This is a genomic window from Streptomyces sp. TLI_55, assembly GCF_900206255.1.
Lineage (GTDB): Bacteria > Actinomycetota > Actinomycetes > Streptomycetales > Streptomycetaceae > Streptomyces > Streptomyces aquilus.
On sequence record NZ_OAOJ01000001.1, the window covers coordinates 867,286 to 885,061 of the forward strand.

The 17,776-nt window shown below is 70.6% G+C and carries 16 protein-coding genes; 8 read left to right on the forward strand and 8 right to left on the reverse strand.

The window, feature by feature from the left end:
* Positions 1 to 23: 23 nt before the first annotated feature.
* Positions 24 to 2,045: a beta-galactosidase gene (locus tag CRP56_RS04190; protein WP_097260325.1), complete on the reverse strand. Its 2,022-nt coding sequence runs from the start codon at positions 2,043 to 2,045 to the stop codon at positions 24 to 26.
* Between the two features lie 182 nt (positions 2,046 to 2,227).
* On the opposite strand from CRP56_RS04190, the gene CRP56_RS04195 reads away from it, so the two are divergent.
* The 7 genes from CRP56_RS04195 (at position 2,228) to CRP56_RS04225 (ending at position 8,411) form a co-directional block, all read left to right on the forward strand.
* Positions 2,228 to 3,556, forward strand: a complete 1,329-nt coding sequence (locus CRP56_RS04195; RefSeq protein WP_097260327.1) for an ABC transporter substrate-binding protein — start codon at positions 2,228 to 2,230, stop codon at positions 3,554 to 3,556.
* Entirely contained in the window at positions 3,553 to 4,476 is a 924-nt protein-coding gene (locus tag CRP56_RS04200; protein ID WP_097260329.1) for a carbohydrate ABC transporter permease, read from the forward strand. Before CRP56_RS04195 ends, CRP56_RS04200 begins: the two co-directional genes overlap by 4 nt.
* On the forward strand, positions 4,473 to 5,378 hold the full coding sequence (locus CRP56_RS04205; RefSeq protein WP_059196930.1) for a carbohydrate ABC transporter permease: 906 nt from the start codon (positions 4,473 to 4,475) through the stop codon (positions 5,376 to 5,378). The genes CRP56_RS04200 and CRP56_RS04205 overlap by 4 nt, the downstream gene beginning before the upstream one ends.
* Entirely contained in the window at positions 5,375 to 6,406 is a 1,032-nt protein-coding gene (locus tag CRP56_RS04210; RefSeq protein ID WP_097260331.1) for a LacI family DNA-binding transcriptional regulator, read from the forward strand. Before CRP56_RS04205 ends, CRP56_RS04210 begins: the two co-directional genes overlap by 4 nt.
* Before the next feature lie 93 nt (positions 6,407 to 6,499).
* Positions 6,500 to 6,844 (forward strand): VOC family protein, encoded by a 345-nt coding sequence (locus tag CRP56_RS04215; protein ID WP_097260333.1) that lies wholly within the window; start codon positions 6,500 to 6,502, stop codon positions 6,842 to 6,844.
* Positions 6,845 to 6,890: 46 nt separating this feature from the next.
* Complete coding sequence (locus CRP56_RS04220) at positions 6,891 to 7,280, forward strand: MarR family winged helix-turn-helix transcriptional regulator (RefSeq protein ID WP_097260335.1); 390 nt, start codon at positions 6,891 to 6,893, stop codon at positions 7,278 to 7,280.
* A 141-nt stretch (positions 7,281 to 7,421) separates the two neighbouring features.
* Positions 7,422 to 8,411, forward strand: a complete 990-nt coding sequence (locus CRP56_RS04225; RefSeq protein WP_257040001.1) for an AraC family transcriptional regulator — start codon at positions 7,422 to 7,424, stop codon at positions 8,409 to 8,411.
* A 154-nt stretch (positions 8,412 to 8,565) separates the two neighbouring features.
* Here CRP56_RS04225 and CRP56_RS04230 read toward each other — a convergent pair whose 3' ends face one another.
* The 7 genes from CRP56_RS04230 to gndA all read right to left on the reverse strand — a co-directional run bounded on the left by CRP56_RS04230 (position 8,566) and on the right by gndA (position 16,130).
* A complete protein-coding gene (locus tag CRP56_RS04230) occupies positions 8,566 to 8,970 on the reverse strand; it encodes an SseB family protein (protein WP_097260337.1) in 405 nt (134 codons plus the stop codon).
* Positions 8,971 to 9,201: 231 nt separating this feature from the next.
* Positions 9,202 to 9,870, reverse strand: a complete 669-nt coding sequence (locus CRP56_RS04235) for a hypothetical protein (RefSeq protein WP_257040002.1) — start codon at positions 9,868 to 9,870, stop codon at positions 9,202 to 9,204.
* 57 nt (positions 9,871 to 9,927) lie between these two features.
* Positions 9,928 to 10,476 (reverse strand): cysteine hydrolase family protein, encoded by a 549-nt coding sequence (locus tag CRP56_RS04240; RefSeq protein ID WP_097260339.1) that lies wholly within the window; start codon positions 10,474 to 10,476, stop codon positions 9,928 to 9,930.
* Positions 10,473 to 11,945: a purine-cytosine permease family protein gene (locus CRP56_RS04245; protein ID WP_097260341.1), complete on the reverse strand. Its 1,473-nt coding sequence runs from the start codon at positions 11,943 to 11,945 to the stop codon at positions 10,473 to 10,475. The genes CRP56_RS04240 and CRP56_RS04245 overlap by 4 nt, the downstream gene beginning before the upstream one ends.
* Positions 11,946 to 11,994: 49 nt before the next feature.
* A complete protein-coding gene (locus tag CRP56_RS04250) occupies positions 11,995 to 12,453 on the reverse strand; it encodes a (2Fe-2S)-binding protein (RefSeq protein WP_097260343.1) in 459 nt (152 codons plus the stop codon).
* 17 nt (positions 12,454 to 12,470) lie between these two features.
* Complete coding sequence (locus tag CRP56_RS04255; protein ID WP_373559748.1) at positions 12,471 to 14,564, reverse strand: xanthine dehydrogenase family protein molybdopterin-binding subunit; 2,094 nt, start codon at positions 14,562 to 14,564, stop codon at positions 12,471 to 12,473.
* A 126-nt stretch (positions 14,565 to 14,690) separates the two neighbouring features.
* Positions 14,691 to 16,130, reverse strand: coding sequence for an NADP-dependent phosphogluconate dehydrogenase (gene gndA / locus CRP56_RS04260; protein WP_097260345.1), 1,440 nt, complete (start codon positions 16,128 to 16,130; stop codon positions 14,691 to 14,693).
* A gap of 150 nt (positions 16,131 to 16,280) precedes the next feature.
* Here gndA and CRP56_RS04265 point away from each other — a divergent pair, with 150 nt between their 5' ends.
* Positions 16,281 to 17,726, forward strand: a complete 1,446-nt coding sequence (locus tag CRP56_RS04265; RefSeq protein WP_097260347.1) for a glyceraldehyde-3-phosphate dehydrogenase — start codon at positions 16,281 to 16,283, stop codon at positions 17,724 to 17,726.
* The last annotated feature ends 50 nt before the right edge of the window (positions 17,727 to 17,776 follow it).

A 17,776-nucleotide genomic window follows, 5' to 3' on the forward strand; every position in this document is an offset into this window, starting at 1 on the left:
GACAGGGCCTGAGGGGCCCGCGCTCAGCCGTCGAGCCGTACGACCCGCACGGCGCCCGCCGGGAGCTCCAGGCGGCCCGCGGCGCGTTCACCGGTGAGGAGTTCCGTGCCGGAGACCTCCAACGGCACCTTGGCGTCCGATCCGGTGTGGTTGATCGCGAACAGGTAGGTGCCCGACTCGCCGGTGCGGCGCACCACTTCGACGTCGCGGGGCAGGTCGGCGCGCGGCGCGATCCGGGCGTCCTCGGCGGCCCAGCCCAGCAGGGCGTCGAGGCCCTCGGCACCGAGGCGGGTGGAGACGTACCAGGCGGAACCCTGGCCGAAACGGTGCCGGGTGACGGCGGGGTGGCCCGCGGTGAGGCCGTCGGCGTACGTCCACACGGTCTCGGCGCCCCGCGGGACGACGAACTCCGTCCAGACGTCACCGCTGAGCTCGGAGCCGTCGGGGCCGGTGAGGCGCACCGACTGGTCCTTCAGCAGCGGCGAGAACTCCTCGACGGTCAGGCCGAGGACGTCACGCAGCGGGCCGGGGTAGGCGCCCTCGTGCACGGCGTCGTGCTCGTCGACGATGCCGGAGAAGTACGAGACGACGAGGGTGCCACCGTTCTCGACGTACCGCTCGAGGTTGTTCCCGGCGGCCTCGGTCATCAGGTAGAGGGCCGGTACGACGACAAGGGGATATCTCGACAAGTCGGCTTCGGGGTGGGCGAAGTCGACCGTGAGGTGGCGGTCGTAGAGCGTCTCGTAGAAGGCGTCGGCGCGCTCGCGGGCGTCGTGGTCCTCGCTGGGGCGCCAGTCCAGGCTCTGCGCCCACCAGGAGTGCCAGTCCCACAGGACGGCGACGTCGGCCTCGGTGCGGGTGCCGCGGATCGTGCTCAACGAGTCGAGGGACGCGCCGAGTTCGACGACCTCGCGCCACACGCGCGTGTCGGTGCCGCCGTGCGGGAGCATCGAGGAGTGGAACTTCTCGGCGCCGCGCCGGGACTGGCGCCACTGGAAGAACATGGCGCCCTCGGAGCCGCGCGCCACATGGGCGAGGGAGTTGCGGGCCATCTGGCCGGGAGCCTTGGCGGGGTTGCGGGGCTGCCAGTTGACGCCCGAGGTGGAGTGCTCCAGAAGGATCCAGGGTGCTCCCCCGGCCACCGAGCGGGTGAGGTCGGCGGCCATCGCGAGGTTCACATGGGTGCGGCGGCCGTCGGTGATCAGGTAGTGGTCGTTGGTGACGATGTCGACCTCGCGGCCCCAGGCCCAGTAGTCGACCGAGTCGCACTGGCTGAGGGCGGTCATGAAGTTGGTCGTCACCGGGATGCCGGGCGCGAGGCGGTGCAGGATGTCCCGCTCCATACGGAAGTTCTCGCGCATGGTGGCGTCGGCGAAGCGCTTGTAGTCCAGCGCCTGGGCCGGGTTGCCGACGGTGGGGGTCAGGCGCGGCGGGTTGATGTCCTCGAAACCGCCGTAGCGCTGGCCCCAGAACGCCGTGCCCCAGGCCTCGTTGACGGCGTCGACCGTGCCGTACGTCGACGCGAGCCAGCGACGGAAGTGGGCGGCGCAGGCGTCGCAGTAGCAGGCCGAGACGGGGACGCCGTACTCGTTGTGGACGTGCCACATCGCGAGCGCCGGGTGGTCGCCGTAGCGCTCGGCCAGCTTGGTCGTGATGTTCGCGGCGGCGGCGCGGTAGTCGGCGTTGCTGTGGCAGATCGCGCCCCGGGAGCCGAACTCGTGGCGCATGCCCTCGGCCGTCACCGGCAGGGCGTCGGGGTGGGCCCGGTAGAACCAGACCGGCGGCACCACGGTGGGGGTGCCGAGGTCGACGCGGATGCCGTTCTCGTGCAGCAGACGAAACAGGCGATCGAGCCAGCCGAAGTCGTACACCCCGGGTGACGGCTCCAGCAGCGCCCAGGAGAAGATGCCGGCGCTCACCATGGTGACGCCGGCCTCACACATCAGGCGGACGTCCTCCTGCCACACGCTTTCCGGCCACTGCTCGGGGTTGTAGTCCCCACCGAAGGCGAGCCTGGTGAGGCCCTTGGGGCTGGTCTCCGGCATGGATCTCTCCCGTTTAATCGATCATTTGGGAACGTGCACAGACTGAATCAGTGGTGCGATCCCAACATAACCGCACAGCAACAACCATTGACAAGTGTCCGGGATGTTTCTCTACTGTGAACGCTCACAGAAGCATGGCAGGTCTTCGCAGCAGGCGGGGGCCCAGGTCAGGGGAGAGATCCATGCCCATCACGAAGCGCAGCCGGCTCAGCAGAGTGGCAGCATCCACCGTCGCCGTCGCCCTCGGCGCCACCGCGCTCGCCGCCTGTGGTTCGGACGACGGCGACTCGAAGTCCGAATCGGGGCCGGTCTCGCTGACGTACTGGACCTGGACCCCCGGCATGGACAAGGTCGTCGACCTCTGGAACCAGGGCCAGGGCAAGAAGGACCAGATCACCGTCACGGTGAAGAAGCAGGCGTCCGGCGACACCCTGGTCACCAAGATCCTCACCGCGCACAAGGCCGGCAAGGCCCCCGACCTGGTCCAGGCCGAGTACCAGGCACTGCCGACGCTGGTCAGCAACGACGCCCTCGCCGACATAGCGAAGAACGTCGGCGACGCGCAGGGCAAGTTCGCCGAGGGCGTCTGGCAGCAGACCACGCTGGGCACGGACGCCGTCTACGCGGTCCCGCAGGACATCGGCCCGATGATGTTCTACTACCGCCAGGACCTCTTCAAGAAGTACGGCCTGACCGTCCCCACCACCTGGGACCAGTTCGCCGAGACGGCCCGCGCCCTGAAGAAGAAGTCCCCCGGCACGGACCTCACCACCTTCTCCGCCAACGACTCCGGCCTCTTCGCGGGCCTGGCCCAGCAGGCCGGCGCCCGGTGGTGGACCACCGAGGGCGACAAGTGGAAGGTCGGCATCAACGACGCGGCCACCAAGAAGGTCGCCGACTTCTGGGGCGGTCTCGTCAAGGAGGGCGCGATCGACAACCAGCCGATGTACACCCCGGCCTGGAACAAGGCGCTCAACACCGGCAAGCAGATCGCCTGGGTCTCCGCCGTGTGGGCGCCCGGCACGCTGACCACGGCCGCGCCCGACACCAAGGGCAAGTGGGCGATGGCCCCGCTCCCCCAGTGGTCCGCGGGTGAGAACAGGACCGGCAGCTGGGGCGGCTCCTCGACGGCCGTGACGACGGACTCCAAGCACCAGGAGGCCGCCGCCGAGTTCGCCGCCTGGCTGAACACCGACGGCGCGGCCCTGACCGCGCTGGCCAAGGAGAGCGGCATCTACCCGGCCGCCACCAACGCCCAGACCTCGGGCGCCTTCGCCGAGCCGCCGGCGTACTTCTCGAACCAGGCCGACTTCTACACCAAGGCCGCCGAGATCGCGAAGACCACGGCGCCCTCCGCCTGGGGCCCGAACGTGAACGTCGCCTACACGGCCTTCAACGACGCCTTCGGCGCCGCCGCCAAGAACAAGTCGGACTTCGCCGCGGCCCTGGACACGATGCAGGCCGCCACCGTCGCCGACCTCAAGAAGCAGGGCTTCGGGGTCTCCGAGTGACGAGCGCACGCCGGACGTCGTACGGGGTCAAGGGGGCCCCGTACGCCTTCCTGATCCCCGCCACGGCCCTGTTCCTGGTCTTCTTCGCGCTGCCCATCGGGTACGCGGTCTGGCTCAGCTTCCGCAAGGTGCACGTCTCGGGCCTCGGCCTCGGGAAGGGCGCCCGCGAGGAGGTCTGGGCCGGCCTGTCGAACTACACGGCCGCCCTCCACGACAGCGAGCTGCTGCACGGTGCGCTGCGCGTCCTCGGCTACGGCTGCATCGTCGTCCCCGTGATGCTGGGCCTCGCCCTGCTCTTCGCGCTGATGCTCGACAGCGACAAGGTCCGGTTCACCCCCTTCACCCGCCTCGCGATCTTCCTGCCGTACGCCATCCCCGGCGTCGTGGCGGCCATGCTGTGGGGCTTCCTGTACCTGCCGGACGTAAGCCCGTTCTACTACCTGCTGGAGAAGTTCGGTCTGCCGCAGCCGGACCTGCTCGACGGCGGTCCGCTGTACCTCGCCCTCTCGAACATCGCGGTGTGGGGCGGCACCGGCTTCAACATGATCGTCATCTACACCGCGCTCCAGGCCATCCCGGCCGAGGTGTACGAAGCGGCGAAGCTGGACGGGGCCACCCCGCGCCAGGTCGCCCTGAAGATCAAGATCCCGATGGTGGCGCCCTCACTGGTGCTGACCTTCTTCTTCTCGATCATCGCCACGCTCCAGGTCTACAACGAGCCGACCACCCTCAAGCCGCTCACCAACTCGGTGTCCACGACGTGGAGCCCGCTGATGAAGGTCTACCGGGACGCGTTCGGCACCAACGACATCTACGCGGCCGCCGCCCAGGCCGTGATCATCGCGCTCGCCACGCTGCTGCTGTCCTTCGGGTTCCTGCGGGCCGCGAACCGTCGCCAGAAGCAGGAGGCAGCACGATGAGTTCTCTTGCCGTCCGCAAGGCCGAGCCGGCCGCCGGCACCACGCCCGGCGCCGCCCAGGGCCCGCCCCTGCGCCGCCGGATCGCGCTGGTCCCGACGCTCACCCTGCTGATCGGCGCGCTGTACACGCTGCTGCCGGTCGCCTGGGTGGTCATCGCGTCGACCAAGTCCGGCGAGGAACTGTTCTCGACCTTCACGTTCCTGCCGGGCTCGGGCTTCGTCGACAACCTCAAGGACCTGAGCGCCTACCGCGACGGCGTCTACTGGCAGTGGATGGGCAACTCCGCCTTCTACGCCGGGTGCGGCGCGCTGCTGTCCACGGTGGTGTCGGCGTTCAGCGGCTACGCGCTGGCGATCTACCGCTTCCGCGGCCGCGAGACGATGTTCAACGTGCTGCTCGCGGGTGTGCTGATGCCGCCGGTCATCCTCGCCGTGCCGCAGTATCTGCTGCTGGCGCAGGCGGACTTGACCGACTCGTACCTGTCCGTGCTGCTGCCGCAGATCCTCTCGCCGTACGGCGTCTACCTCGCCCGTATCTACGCCCAGGCCGCCGTGCCCGCGGACGTGGTGGAGGCCGGGCGGATGGACGGGGCGAGCGAGTGGCGGATCTTCAGCCGGGTCGCGCTGCCGATGATGGTCCCGGGCATGGTCACGGTGTTCCTGTTCCAGTTCGTGGCGATCTGGAACAACTTCCTCCTCCCCTACATCATGCTGAGCGACGACGAGAAGTTCCCGATCACGCTCGGTCTGTACACGCTCCTGGAGCAGGGCGCCAACACCCCGGCGCTGTACACCCTGGTGATCACCGGCGCGTTCCTCGCGGTGTTCCCGCTCATCGCGCTCTTCCTGGTCATCCAGCGGTTCTGGAGTCTCGATCTGCTGTCCGGGGCCGTAAAGTCATGACCATGAGCAACACGGGGGGCCGCCGCAGACCGCCGACGATCCACGACGTGGCGCGCGAGGCCGGGGTCTCGCGCGGCACGGTCTCGCGGGTGCTCAACGGCGGCCACTACGTCAGCCCGGCCGCCCAGGAAGCGGTCAACGCGGCGATCCGCAAGACGGGTTACGTCGTCAACCGCCACGCCCGCTCGCTGATCACCGGCCGTTCGGACTCCATCGGCTTCCTGCTGACGGAGCCTCAGGAGCGGTTCTTCGAGGACCCCAACTTCAACGTCCTGCTCAGCAGCTGCACCCAGGCGCTGGCCGCGCACGACATCCCGCTGCTGCTGATGCTGGCGGGCACGAAGGACGAACGGCGGCGCATAACGCGGTACATCACCGCGGGGCACGTCGACGGGGTGCTGCTGGTCTCCAGCCACTCCGGCGACCCGGTCGCGGAGGAGCTGCGCGAGGCGGGCGTACCGCTCGTGCAGTGCGGCAAGCCGATGGGGCCCGGCGCCAAGGTGAGTTACGTGGCCGCGGACGACCGGGACGGCGCCCGTGACATGGTGCGCCATCTGCTGTCGCTGGGGCGGCGCCGGATCGCCATGGTCAGCGGCCCGCTGGACACCCCGGGCGGTGTCGACCGGCTCGCCGGTTACAAGGAGGTGCTCACGGACGCGGGCATCCCGATCGACGAGCGGCTCATCGTCTCCGGCGACTACAGCCGGGCGAGCGGTGAGGCGGGGGCCGAGCGGCTGCTGGCGCAGGCCCCCGACCTGGACGCCGTGTTCGTGGCCTCCGACCTGATGGCGCAGGGTGCCCTGGCCGCGCTGGCCAGGGCGGGCCGGCGGGTCCCCGAGGACGTGTCCGTGGGCGGCTTCGACGACTCCGTGGCCGCGGTGGAGGCGACCCCGGCCCTGACCACGATCCGCCAGCCCTACGACCGGATCAGCGCCGAGATGGTGCGGGTGCTGCTGGCGCAGATCAACGGCGAGGACCCGATGGCGGTGATCCTGCCGACCGAGCTCGTGAAACGGGACTCGACCTGACCGCGCCGGCAAGCGGTCAGGATCGGAGAAGCGGTTCCCCCTCCCCCGACCTACGGTGAAACCACCGACGAAAACCCAACGGAGGAGCACACCATGACCGCCGGACTGAAGACCATCATCTACCCCGTCAAGGACGTCGCCCGGGCGAAGGCCGTGTTCAGCGCCCTGCTGCAGACCGAGCCGTATGCCGACGAGGCGTACTACGTCGGCTTCAAGGACGCGGGGCAGGACGTGGGTCTCGACCCCAACGGGCACGCGCGGGGCATGACCGGTCCGGTCCCGTACTGGCACGTGGACGACATCCGGGCCCGGCTCGCCGCGCTGCTCGACGCGGGCGCCGAGCTGCTCCAGGACGTCACGGACGTCGGCGGCGGCAAGCTGATCGCCTCCGTGAAGGACCCGGACGGCAACCTCATCGGGATCACCCAGGACAGCTGACGCCACCCCTGCCCCCATATGGATGCATGCGCATTAACATGGGGGCATGGCAGTGAACGCGGCCGGGGCCCGGCTCGAGGAACAGTGGCGGGACATCCTGGCGGTCCACGCCCGCACGATGTGCGAGATCGACCGGGTGCTGCACCCGCACGGACTCGGCGCGAGCGACTTCGAGGTGCTCGACCTCCTCGCCGCCGAGGCCCCGGCGGAGGGCGACCTGTGCCGGGTGCAGAACCTGGTCGGCCGGGTCCACCTCAGCCAGAGCGCGCTCTCCCGGCTGATCGGCCGGCTGGAGAAGGACGGCCTGGTGGAGCGCTCCGTGTGCGTGGAGGACCGGCGTGGCGTGTGGGTCGCCCTGACCCGCAAGGGACGCGACCTGCACGCCGAGGTGCTGCCGCTGCAGCGGGAGGCACTGGGCCGCATGCTGGGCGACTGAGCCCCGGGAAGGGCGCTGAATCCTCGCGGAATCCCCGCCGCTGGGAGAAGGCTGTGAAGACCGGAAGCGGGTGGGGTGTACCCGGTCAGGCGCGTGGCCATGCTGAACGGAGTACTGCGCGCGCAGATCGGAGAATCCGCAGTGACCGTGGTACCGGGCCGGGCGGCCGACTTCAGCTCGTACGCGACGCGCTCCGTGGAGGAGGCGCACGACGTGCTCGCCGCCCACTACTACGACATGGACCTGCGGGTCGTGGGCCCCAGCGAGGACTTCACGACCAGGCTGAGCGTGCTCGGTCTCGGCTCGCTCACGGTCGGCGACATCTGCTTCGGCACCGAGATCCGCAGCGGATTCGCCGCGCCCGGCTCCTATCACCTGGCCGTCCCGGTGCGAGGGTGCTTCAGCGTCCAAGAGGGGCGCGGGGACGTCGTGTTCGCGACGACGGGCAGCGCCGTCTTCTTCGATCCGTCCCGGCGCATCCGGATCGACGCCTGGTCGCCCGACTGCCAGGCGCTCACCGTGAAGATCGACAAACAGGCCCTCCATCTCACCCTGCAGTCCCTGCTCGACCGGCCGGTGTCCCGCCCGCCGGTCTTCGGGCCGTCGGTCGACATGCGGGACGGACCCGGCCGCAGCTGGGCGCGGTTGGCCACCTGGGCGCTGCTGGAGAAGGACACCTCGCTCGGGCTGCTGGAGCGGCCGCTGATCCGCTCGCGCATCGAACAGACCCTGCTGGAAGGGGTGTTGCTGGCGGCCGAGCACAGCTACCGGGAGGAACTGGAGGCTCCCGCGCCGCCACCGATGCGGCCCGCCTCGGTCAAGCGGGTGATGGACGCCGTACAGGAGCGGCCGTCCGAGGCGTACGACGCCGCCCGGCTGGCGGGGATCGCGCAGGTCAGTGTGCGCACGCTCCAGGAGGCGTTCCGCAGGCACGTCGGGATGTCGCCGATGGCGTACGTGTACGACGTACGCCTGCAGCGGGTGCGCGCCGAGCTGCGGGCCTCGGAGCCGGGGACGGCGACGGTGTCGGGCGTGGCGCACCGGTGGGGGTTCGTGCATCTGGGCCGGTTCGCGTCGCGGTACCGGGAGCGGTTCGGTGAGACGCCCGCGCGCACGCTGCGGGGCACGTGACCCGGTGCGCGGCAATCCGCCGCGTTTTGCGGACAGCAGCCGCGCATCCCGGAGCGACGCCATCGCCCCGTGGTCATATGGTCACACCACGTCGATCGTGGACGTCCGGGGAGGAGCGGAGTCGGCGCCGCTCCTCCCCCAGCGGATCCCCCGGTCAGCCGTGCGAGCGGCCCAGCAGGGTGCGCACGCCCTCCGAGGTGAGCGTCAGCGGGTGCGCGGACGCGGCGTCGATGCTGAGGGCCAGATCGTCGGTCGGCCACTCCGCGGCGAGCGCGCCCAGCGGCACCAGCCGGTAGCGGGAGACGAAGGGCAGCAGACCGGCCATCTCGTCCTCCGAGGTGAACACCGGCACCACCGGATCACCGCCGGGCTGCTCGATGACCGGCAGGGCCACCGCCGAGGGGTTGTCGGCGTCCTCCTCACTGGCGTCGTCCGGCACCGGCACGAGGACGTCACTGCTCACCAGCGTGTCCAGCGCCACCGTGTCCTCGGTGTTCTCGGCCAGCGCGTCCAGCGCCCGCCGGGCCGGCGTGGTGTTGTCGTGCGCGGGTGTGTCCATGGTGAATCCCCTGGTAGCGGTGTTCGTACGGCTTGCCCGGGCGCTCGGTCCCGGGCGCGGTCCTGCTCACGTACCCGATCCGGACTGTGGCATTCCCCTATGGATCAGGGAATCAGCGGGATGTGCTCCGCGAAGAACCCGTGAGTTCCGGTTCGGGAGGGGCGATCACCGTGCCTCCTGGCGTGATTGAACACGGCAACAGCGGCTGCTGTACCCACCGGACAACGCCAACTACGCCGGAGGCTGGGGGCGGAGGCGGTGTCCGGCGGGGGTGAGGACGAAGGCCTCGTCGAAGTGCGCGTCACCGAAGCGCACGGCCCACAGGACGGGTTGCTCGTACGCCGGTTCCCACACGGGGGACGCCTGGTCCAGGTTGCCGTTCCAGAGGTGGAAGAACACCATCGGGTGGTCGCGGTCCTCGCTGACGTAGGCGAGGGTCTTGCCGTACCTCGGGTTGGTGCCGCCGAAGAGGATCGACGGCTCCCCGAACTCGGCGACCACGTCGGGCCATTGCCTGTCCTCGGCGGCCCAGTCGCGGACCCGGTCCATGAGGGCCTGATGCGTACGGGAGTCGAGGAACCGGTCCGGCTTGAGCCAGCCACGCCGGTGGGCGAACTCTGCGTGCACCGAACCCACGTCGTGGTCGTCGCTGCCGCGGATCAGTTCACGGAAGACGCCCTTGACGCCGATGGCGCTGAACGCGCCCCGTTCCCGCAGGGGTTGGATCACCTCGTCCCAGCGGGCCCCGGGCTCCCCCTCCATGAAGAGGAGGTGTTCGATGAGCATCAGGATCGCGGGCTCGCCGCCGAACATCCCGGGGCGGGTGAGGGCGTGGTTCAACTGGCCGACGAGATAGGCGTGCATCTCGTCGGCGGACACGACTGCTCTGGACTCGATCACCCGGACAGTCTCACAAGAACCGGCCCGCCGGCGGCCACTCCGCCACCCGGGCTTCGGTCATGTCCTGTCCGCCAGCACTTCCGCGACCGTGGTCACTCTGACCAGCGGCCGGTACAGGCTCAGCAGGTGCAACGCCTGCGCGTGGGAGTCGTCGTCCGCTCCCGCGCACGCGTCGGCGACGACCACCACCTCCACGCCCGCGTCCGCCGCCGGGAGCGCCGTGGACAGGACGCAGCAGTCGGTGCTGACGCCGGTGAGGTAGAGGGGGCCTTCCAGGCCTGCGCGTTCGGCGAGTTGTGGGGTCCATTTGCCGAACGTCGGGGCGTCGAGGACGTGGGGGGCGGTGGTCGCGAAGTCGTCCGTCAGGTGCCAGAGGGGGGCGTCGGGGGGTTGCAGGGCGAACGGCCACTGTTCGTAGTAGGCCCGCCAGGCGCCGGCCGGCCGCTCCGGGGCCACGAAGCGGGTGAACGTCACCCGGTCGCCGAAGGCCGGCAGCAGGCGTCCTACGCCCTGAGCGGCCTCGGCGAACCGCGGGGTGGCCCAGGGGCTGTCCGGGTCGGCGAAGACGCGCTGCATGTCGATGACCGTCAGATGGCCGGTGGTCATACGGCGCCCACCTGCGCCTCCTGTGCACGCACCCGTCCGCGGCGCAGCGCGAGGGTCCCCAGGAAGCCCAGCGCCAGCGCCGCGAGGACGCCCAGGTTGGCGTAGGCCCAGGCGCCCGACTTGCCGCCCAGGCCCAGCGGTTGGAGGAGATAGCCCTGCCATGTCAGCCAGTCCGCGGACGCGTTGGTGACCAGGCCCCAGCCGACGGCGGTCGCGGCCAGCGTGAGGAGCAGGGGCGTCAGGGGGACGTCGCCGTAGCGGCCGTCGGGGCGGTAGAGGTCGGGCTCGGCGTAGTCGCGGCGGCGGAGCAGGATGTCCGCGAGCATGATGCCGCACCACGCGGCGATCGGGACGCCGAGGGTGGTCAGGAAGCCCATGAACGGCCCCAGGAAGTCGTCGGCGAAGAAGACGATGTAGACGGCGCCCGCGATCATGAGCACGCCGTCGACGAGGGCGGCCAGCGGGCGCGGGATGCGCAGGCCCGCCGACAGCAGTGCCAGGCCGGACGAGTAGATGTCCAGGACCGCGCCGCCGACCAGGCCCAGCACCGCCACCACGGCGAACGGGACCAGGAACCACGTCGGCAGGATCGTGGTCAGCGCGCCGATGGGGTCGGCGGCGACGGCCGCGTTCAGCGTGGTCGACGAGCCCGCGAGGAGCAGCCCGAACACCAGCAGGAGCAGCGGCGCCACCGACGCGCCGAACGTCGTCCAGCCGATCACGCCCCGGCTCGACGAGGTGCGCGGCAGATAGCGGGAGTAGTCCGCGGCGGCGTTGACCCAGCCGAGGCCGAAGCCGGTCATCATGAACACCAGCGCGCCGATGAACTCCTGCGCGGAGCCCGCCGGGATGTCGCTGACGGTGCTCCAGTGGATGTGGTCGGCGACGAGACACACGTACACGACCGTCAGCACGCCCGTGACCACGGTGATCAGGGTCTGCAGCCGCATGATCACGTCGAAGCCCATGACCCCGCCGACGACGGTGAGCCCGGCGACCACGATCAGGGCGACCACCTGGGTCCCGGTGCCGCCGCCCCAGCCGAGCCGGTCGAAGACGGTCGCGGTGGCCAGGGTGGCGAGGGCGCACAGGACCGTCTCCCAGCCGACCGTGAGGACCCAGGAGATCACCGACGGCAGCCGGTTGCCGCGGACGCCGTACGCGGCCCGGCTGAGCACCATCGTCGGGGCGGAGCCGCGTTTGCCCGCGACGGCGACGAAGCCGCACAGCAGGAAGGAGAAGACGATGCCGATGACGCCGGCGATCAGGGCCTGCCAGAAGGAGATCCCGAAGCCGAGCGCGAAGGCGCCGTAGCTCAGTCCCAGGATGGAGACATTGGCACCGAACCACGGCCAGAACAGCGTCCGCGGGGTGCCCTTGCGTTCGGCGTCGCCGATCACGTCGAGGCCGTGCGTCTCCACCTGGAGCTGTCTCGGGCTGTTGTCGAGGGATTCCCGGGCGTTCGTCATCAGCGACCTACCTGTCCACTTGTGGCTGAGTGGACCTTACCCAGGTGAGTCAGTCTCCAGCGGTCGCCGCCTTCTTGATCGCCTCCCGGATGCGGGAGTACGTCCCGCAGCGGCACACGTTCTCGATCGCGTCGATGTCGGCGTCCGTCGGCTCGGGCGTCCTCTTCAGCAGGGCGGCCGCGGCCATGATCTGGCCCGGCTGGCAGAAGCCGCACTGGGAGACGTCGCAGTCGAGCCAGGCCTGCTGCACGGGGTGCAGGGTGTCGCCGTCGGCGAGGCCCTCGATGGTGGTGACCTCGCGTCGCGCGCAGTCGGCGACGGGGACCACGCAGGGCTGTATCTCGGCGCCGTCGAGATGGCTCGTACAGGCGCGGCACACCCCCACACCGCAGCCGTACTTGGGTCCGGTGACGTCCAGCAGGTCGCGCAGCACCCACAGCAGCGGCATGTCGTCGGGGGCGTCGACGGTGACATGTTCGCCGTTGAGGACGAAGGTGTGACGGGGCATCAGAGGCCTTCCAGCGGTCAGAAGTCGAGGGGGAAGCGACGGGGTTTGGTGCCGGTGGCGCGGGCGTAGGCGTTGGCGACGGCGCCGGCCGCCGCGGGGACGCCGAGTTCACCGGCGCCGCCCGGCTCGCCGCCCGTGGGCAGGATGTGGGCCTCGAAGTGGAGGGGGGCGTGGCGTTGGCGGGCCCAGTGGAAGTCGGCGTAGCTGCTCTCGCGGACGGCACCGCGGTCGATGTGGAGGCCGGCCCACAGGATCGTGGAGATGCCGTCGACCGCCGTGCCCATGAGCTGGGCCTCCAGTCCGCTCGGGTTGACGGCCGTCCCGACGTCGGCCGCCATCACGACCTTGGTCACCCGGGGGTTCTTGGGGTCGGCGGCGTCGATCTCCACCAGGCAGGCCACGCAGGACCCGTACTCCTCGTGGACGGCGACACCCTGGGCCTGTCCCGCGGGCATCGTCCGGCCCCACTGTCCGGCGGTGGCGACCTTGTCGAGGACCGCTTTGACGGCCTTGCCGCGCAGTGTCGTACGGCGGAACGCCACGGGGTCCTTGCCGAGGGTGCGGGCGATCTCGTCGACGACGATCTCCTCGGCCGTCCGCACGGTCCCGGAGTCGACCGACCGCCAGGCGCCGAGCGGCATCGCCAGCTCGACGGAGCCCGAATCCCCGGACAGTTTCCCGAAGTTGTAGAGGCCGCTGTCACTGGGCACCGGGGAGCCGGCGGCGGAAAGGGCGGCTCCCTTGATCCCGCCCTGCGCGGACTTCCCCTCCCACGCCTCGCTCACCGAGGCCGTCGCGTGGGCGAAGGCGACGACACGGCCCTCGGCGTGGCTGACCCGGATGCGGTGCTGGAAGGCGGGGCGCATCCGGCCGTGCTTGATGTCGTCGGCGCGGCTCCACATCAGCTTCACCGGGAGGCGCGCCTTCTTGGAGATGAGGGCCGCCTCCATGGCCGCGTCGTGGTCCAGCCGGCGCCCGAACGAGCCGCCGCCGCGCACGACATGGACGCGTACGGCGGACGACGGCAGCCCGACCGCCGAGGCGATGTCCTCCCGCGCGCCCATCGGCGACTGGGAGGAGAACCAGATCTCGGCACGGCGGGCCCGTACGTCCGCGACGGCGGTGAGGACCTCCATCGGGGCATGGCTGACGAAGGCGAACTCGAACCGCTCCTCCAACTGGGCCGATCCACGCGGCGGTCTGCCGAGCGGCGGGACCGCGGCCCGCAACCGCGAGCGGATGGCCGCGTCGGACAGGCCCGCCAGCGGACCGGGAGACCAGGTGATCTTGAGAGCGTCCCGTGCCTTGAACGCGTAGTGGAAGGAGTCCGCGACCACGGCAACTCCCCCGGGAATCCTGACCACTCGCAGGACACCGGGCAGGGCTCGGGCCGCGCGGTCGTCCACCGAGACGACCTTGCCGCCGAGCGTGGGCGGGCGGGCCACCACGGTCGGCTTCGCCGACGCCGCCGACAGGTCCCCGGTGAAGCGCGCGCGACCGGTGACGATGTCGCGGGCGTCGATGCGGGTCGTCGGGTGTCCGATCACGCGGTGCCGGGACGCCGGTTTGGGCTTGCTGGACACCCGGGGACGGCGGACCCGGGCCGCGGTCTCGGTGAGCGAGCCGAAGGTGGCGGTGCGGCCGTCCGGGGCGACGACCATGGTGTCCCGGGTGCGCAGCACGCGCGCGGGCAGCCGCCAGCGCCGCGCCGCGGCGGTGACGAGTCGGGCGCGGGCCGTGGCGGCGAGGTTGCGGGCGGGGCCGTACAGCGAACTGACCGAGCTGGAGCCGCCGGTGTACTGGTTGCCCTTGGTCCGGGCCTCGGCCAGCGGGATGTGGACGTCGGTGAGCCGGGCGTCGAGTTCCTCGGCGATCATCATGGCGACGGCGGTGGTGACGCCCTGGCCGACCTCGACGCGCGGCAGTCGTACGACGACCTTGTTGTCCCGGGTGATCTCCAGGACCAGCATCTCGTCGTCGGTGCCGGTCACGACGACGTCGGAGTGCCGGGTCGTCGCGCCCTCGGCCGCCGGCGCGTCGCAGCCGAGGGGGGCCGCGACGGTCAGCGTGGACGCCGCCAGCGTGTAGACCACGAACCGGCGGCGGGACAGCTCTGCCACGGCGTACTCCCCCTGTGAACGTCCTGTGTCTGCAGTGTGGTTCAGCAGATAGGAGGGCGCTGGGCCCGCACTGGTTGCGTGCCGGGGCCATTCCCTTCTGCTCGGGGAGCGCTGGCGTCAGTTCGCCGTCTCCGGGCGGCCCGGCGCGGCCCAGTGGGTGTGGAAGGCGCCGGGGCGGTCCACGCGCGCGTACGTGTGGGCGCCGAAGTAGTCGCGCTGGGCCTGGAGGAGGGCGGCGGGCAGGCGTTCGGCGCGGAGGGTGTCGTAGTGGGCCAGGGCTGCCGAGATGGCCGGGACGGGGATGCCGCGGCGGGTCGCGGAGGCGACCGTCTCCCGCCAGGGGACCTGGGCGTCGGTGATCTCCATGGCGAACTCCATCTCGCCGAGCAGGCTGACCAGGTCCCGGTCGGCGGCGTAGGCCGCGCGGATGCGGTCCAGGAAGGCGGCCCGGATGATGCAGCCGCCGCGCCAGATGCGGGCGACGGCACCGAGGTCGATCTTCCAGCCGTACTCCGCGGCGGCGTCCTGGATCATCGTCCAGCCCTGGTCGTAGGCGATGACCTTGGAGGCGTACAGCGCGTGTTCCACCTGGGAGGTGAAGCGCTCGGCCTCGGTGCGGCTGAGCGGCGGGGTGGTGCCGCCGGGGAGGCCTCGGTACGCGGCCCGCAGGTCCGACTGCCCGGAGGCAGCGCGGGCGAAGGTGGCCTGGGCGACCGCGGTGACCGGGGAGGCGAGGTCCAGGGCCGTCTGGACCGTCCAGCGGCCGGTGCCCTTCTGGCCGGCGGCGTCCGCGACGACGTCGATGAAGGGCGCGCCGGTGGCCTGGTCGGTGTGGGCGAGGACCTCGGCGGTGATCTCGATCAGGTACGAGCCGAGGCGGCCCGCGTTCCACCGGCGGAAGACGTCCGCGATCTCGGCCGGCGTGTACCCGGCGACCTGGCGCAACAAGTCGTACGCCTCGGCGATGAGCTGCATGTCGGCGTACTCGATGCCGTTGTGGACCATCTTCACGAAGTGCCCGGCGCCGTCGGTGCCGATGTGGGCGGCGCAGGGCTCGCCGTCGACGTGGGCGCTGATGTCCTCGAAGAGGGGGCCCAGGAGGGCATACGCCTCCGTGGATCCGCCGACCATCACGGACGGGCCGCTCAGCGCGCCCTCCTCGCCGCCGGAGATGCCGGTGCCGACGAAGTGCAGGCCGCGCTCGCGCAGGGCGGCCTCGCGGCGGCGGGTGTCGGCGAAGTGGGCGTTGCCGCCGTCGACGACGATGTCGCCGGCGTCGAGGAGCGGGACGAACTCCTCGATCACCGCGTCGGTGGCGGGGCCGGCCTGCACCATGATGATCAGCTTCCGGGGGCGTTCGAGCGCGGCGACGAACTCCTCGGCCGACTCGGCGGCCACGAAGGTGCCCTCGTGCCCGAACTCCTGGACCAGCGCGCGGGTCCGTCCGGCCGAACGGTTGTGGACGGCGACCGTGGCTCCGTGGCGGGCGAAGTTCCGCGCCAGGTTGCGGCCCATCACGCCCAGTCCGGTGACGCCGATGGATGCGCTTGCGTTCATGTGGTCCGTCCCTTGGATCGGTGTGGCGTGGTCTGGCGGGGCACGCGGCCCTGTGCCCGCTGGTACGGGCGGGAGACCCCACCCCGTTCAAGGGGTCAAACGAACATGTGGTTAACATATGAGCGCTGCCTAGCTCGAAAGATGGATCTTGTGACTGTCAACGAGGACTCGTTCACCAACTGGAAGACCCGCGAGGAGATCGCGGAGTCGATGATCCCGATCATCGGGAAGCTGCACCGCGAGCGGGACGTCACCGTCCTGCTGCACAGCCGCTCCCTGGTGAACAAGTCGGTGGTCAGCATCCTCAAGACCCACCGCTTCGCCCGGCAGATCGCCGGCGAGGAGCTGTCGGTCACCGAGACGCTGCCCTTCCTCCAGGCGCTCACCACCCTCGACCTCGGCCCGTCCCAGATCGACATCGGCATGCTCGCCGCGACCTACCGCGCCGACGACCGCGGCCTGACCGTCGAGGCCTTCACCGCCGAGGCCGTCGCCGGTGCCACCGGCGCCAACAAGATCGAGCGCGGCGAGGGCCGCGACGTCGTCCTGTACGGCTTCGGCCGCATCGGCCGCCTCGTCGCCCGCCTGCTCATCGAGAAGTCCGGCTCCGGCAACGGTCTGCGGCTGCGCGCCATCGTGGTCCGCGGCGGCGGCGACCAGGACCTCATCAAGCGGGCCTCGCTGCTGCGCCGCGACTCCATCCACGGCCAGTTCCAGGGCACGATCACCGTCGACGAGGCGACCGACACGATCACCGCCAACGGCAACGCGATCAAGGTGATCTACGCCAACGACCCGTCCGAGGTCGACTACACGGCGTACGGCATCAAGAACGCGATCCTCATCGACAACACCGGCAAGTGGCGCGACCGCGAGGGCCTCTCGCAGCATCTGCGTCCCGGCATCGACAAGGTCGTGCTCACCGCGCCCGGCAAGGGCGACGTCCCGAACATCGTGCACGGCGTCAACCACCACACCGTGAAGCCGGACGAGCAGATCCTGTCCTGCGCGTCCTGCACCACCAACGCGATCGTGCCGCCGCTGAAGGCGATGGACGACGAGTACGGCGTGCTGCGCGGCCATGTCGAGACGGTCCACTCGTTCACCAACGACCAGAACCTGCTGGACAACTACCACAAGGCCGACCGCCGCGGCCGTTCCGCGCCGCTCAACATGGTGATCACGGAGACGGGCGCCGCCTCGGCCGTCGCCAAGGCACTGCCCGACCTCAAGGCCCCGATCACCGGCAGCTCCATCCGCGTGCCGGTGCCGGACGTGTCGATCGCCATCCTCAGCCTGCGGCTGGGCCGCGAGACCACCCGCGAGGAGGTCCTCGGCTATCTGCGCGACGTCTCGCTGAACTCGCCGCTGAAGCGCCAGATCGACTTCACCACCGCTCCCGACGCCGTCTCCATGGACTTCGTCGGCTCGCGCCACGCGTCGATCGTCGACGCCGGCGCGACGAAGGTCGACGGCGACAACGCGATCCTCTACCTCTGGTACGACAACGAGTTCGGCTACTCCTGCCAGGTGATCCGGGTCGTGCAGCACGTCTCCGGGGTGGAGTACCCGACGTTCCCGTCGACGGCGGTCTGATCCCCGTTCCTCGCGAAGCGGCCCCAGGATTTCCTGGGGCCGCTTTCGTG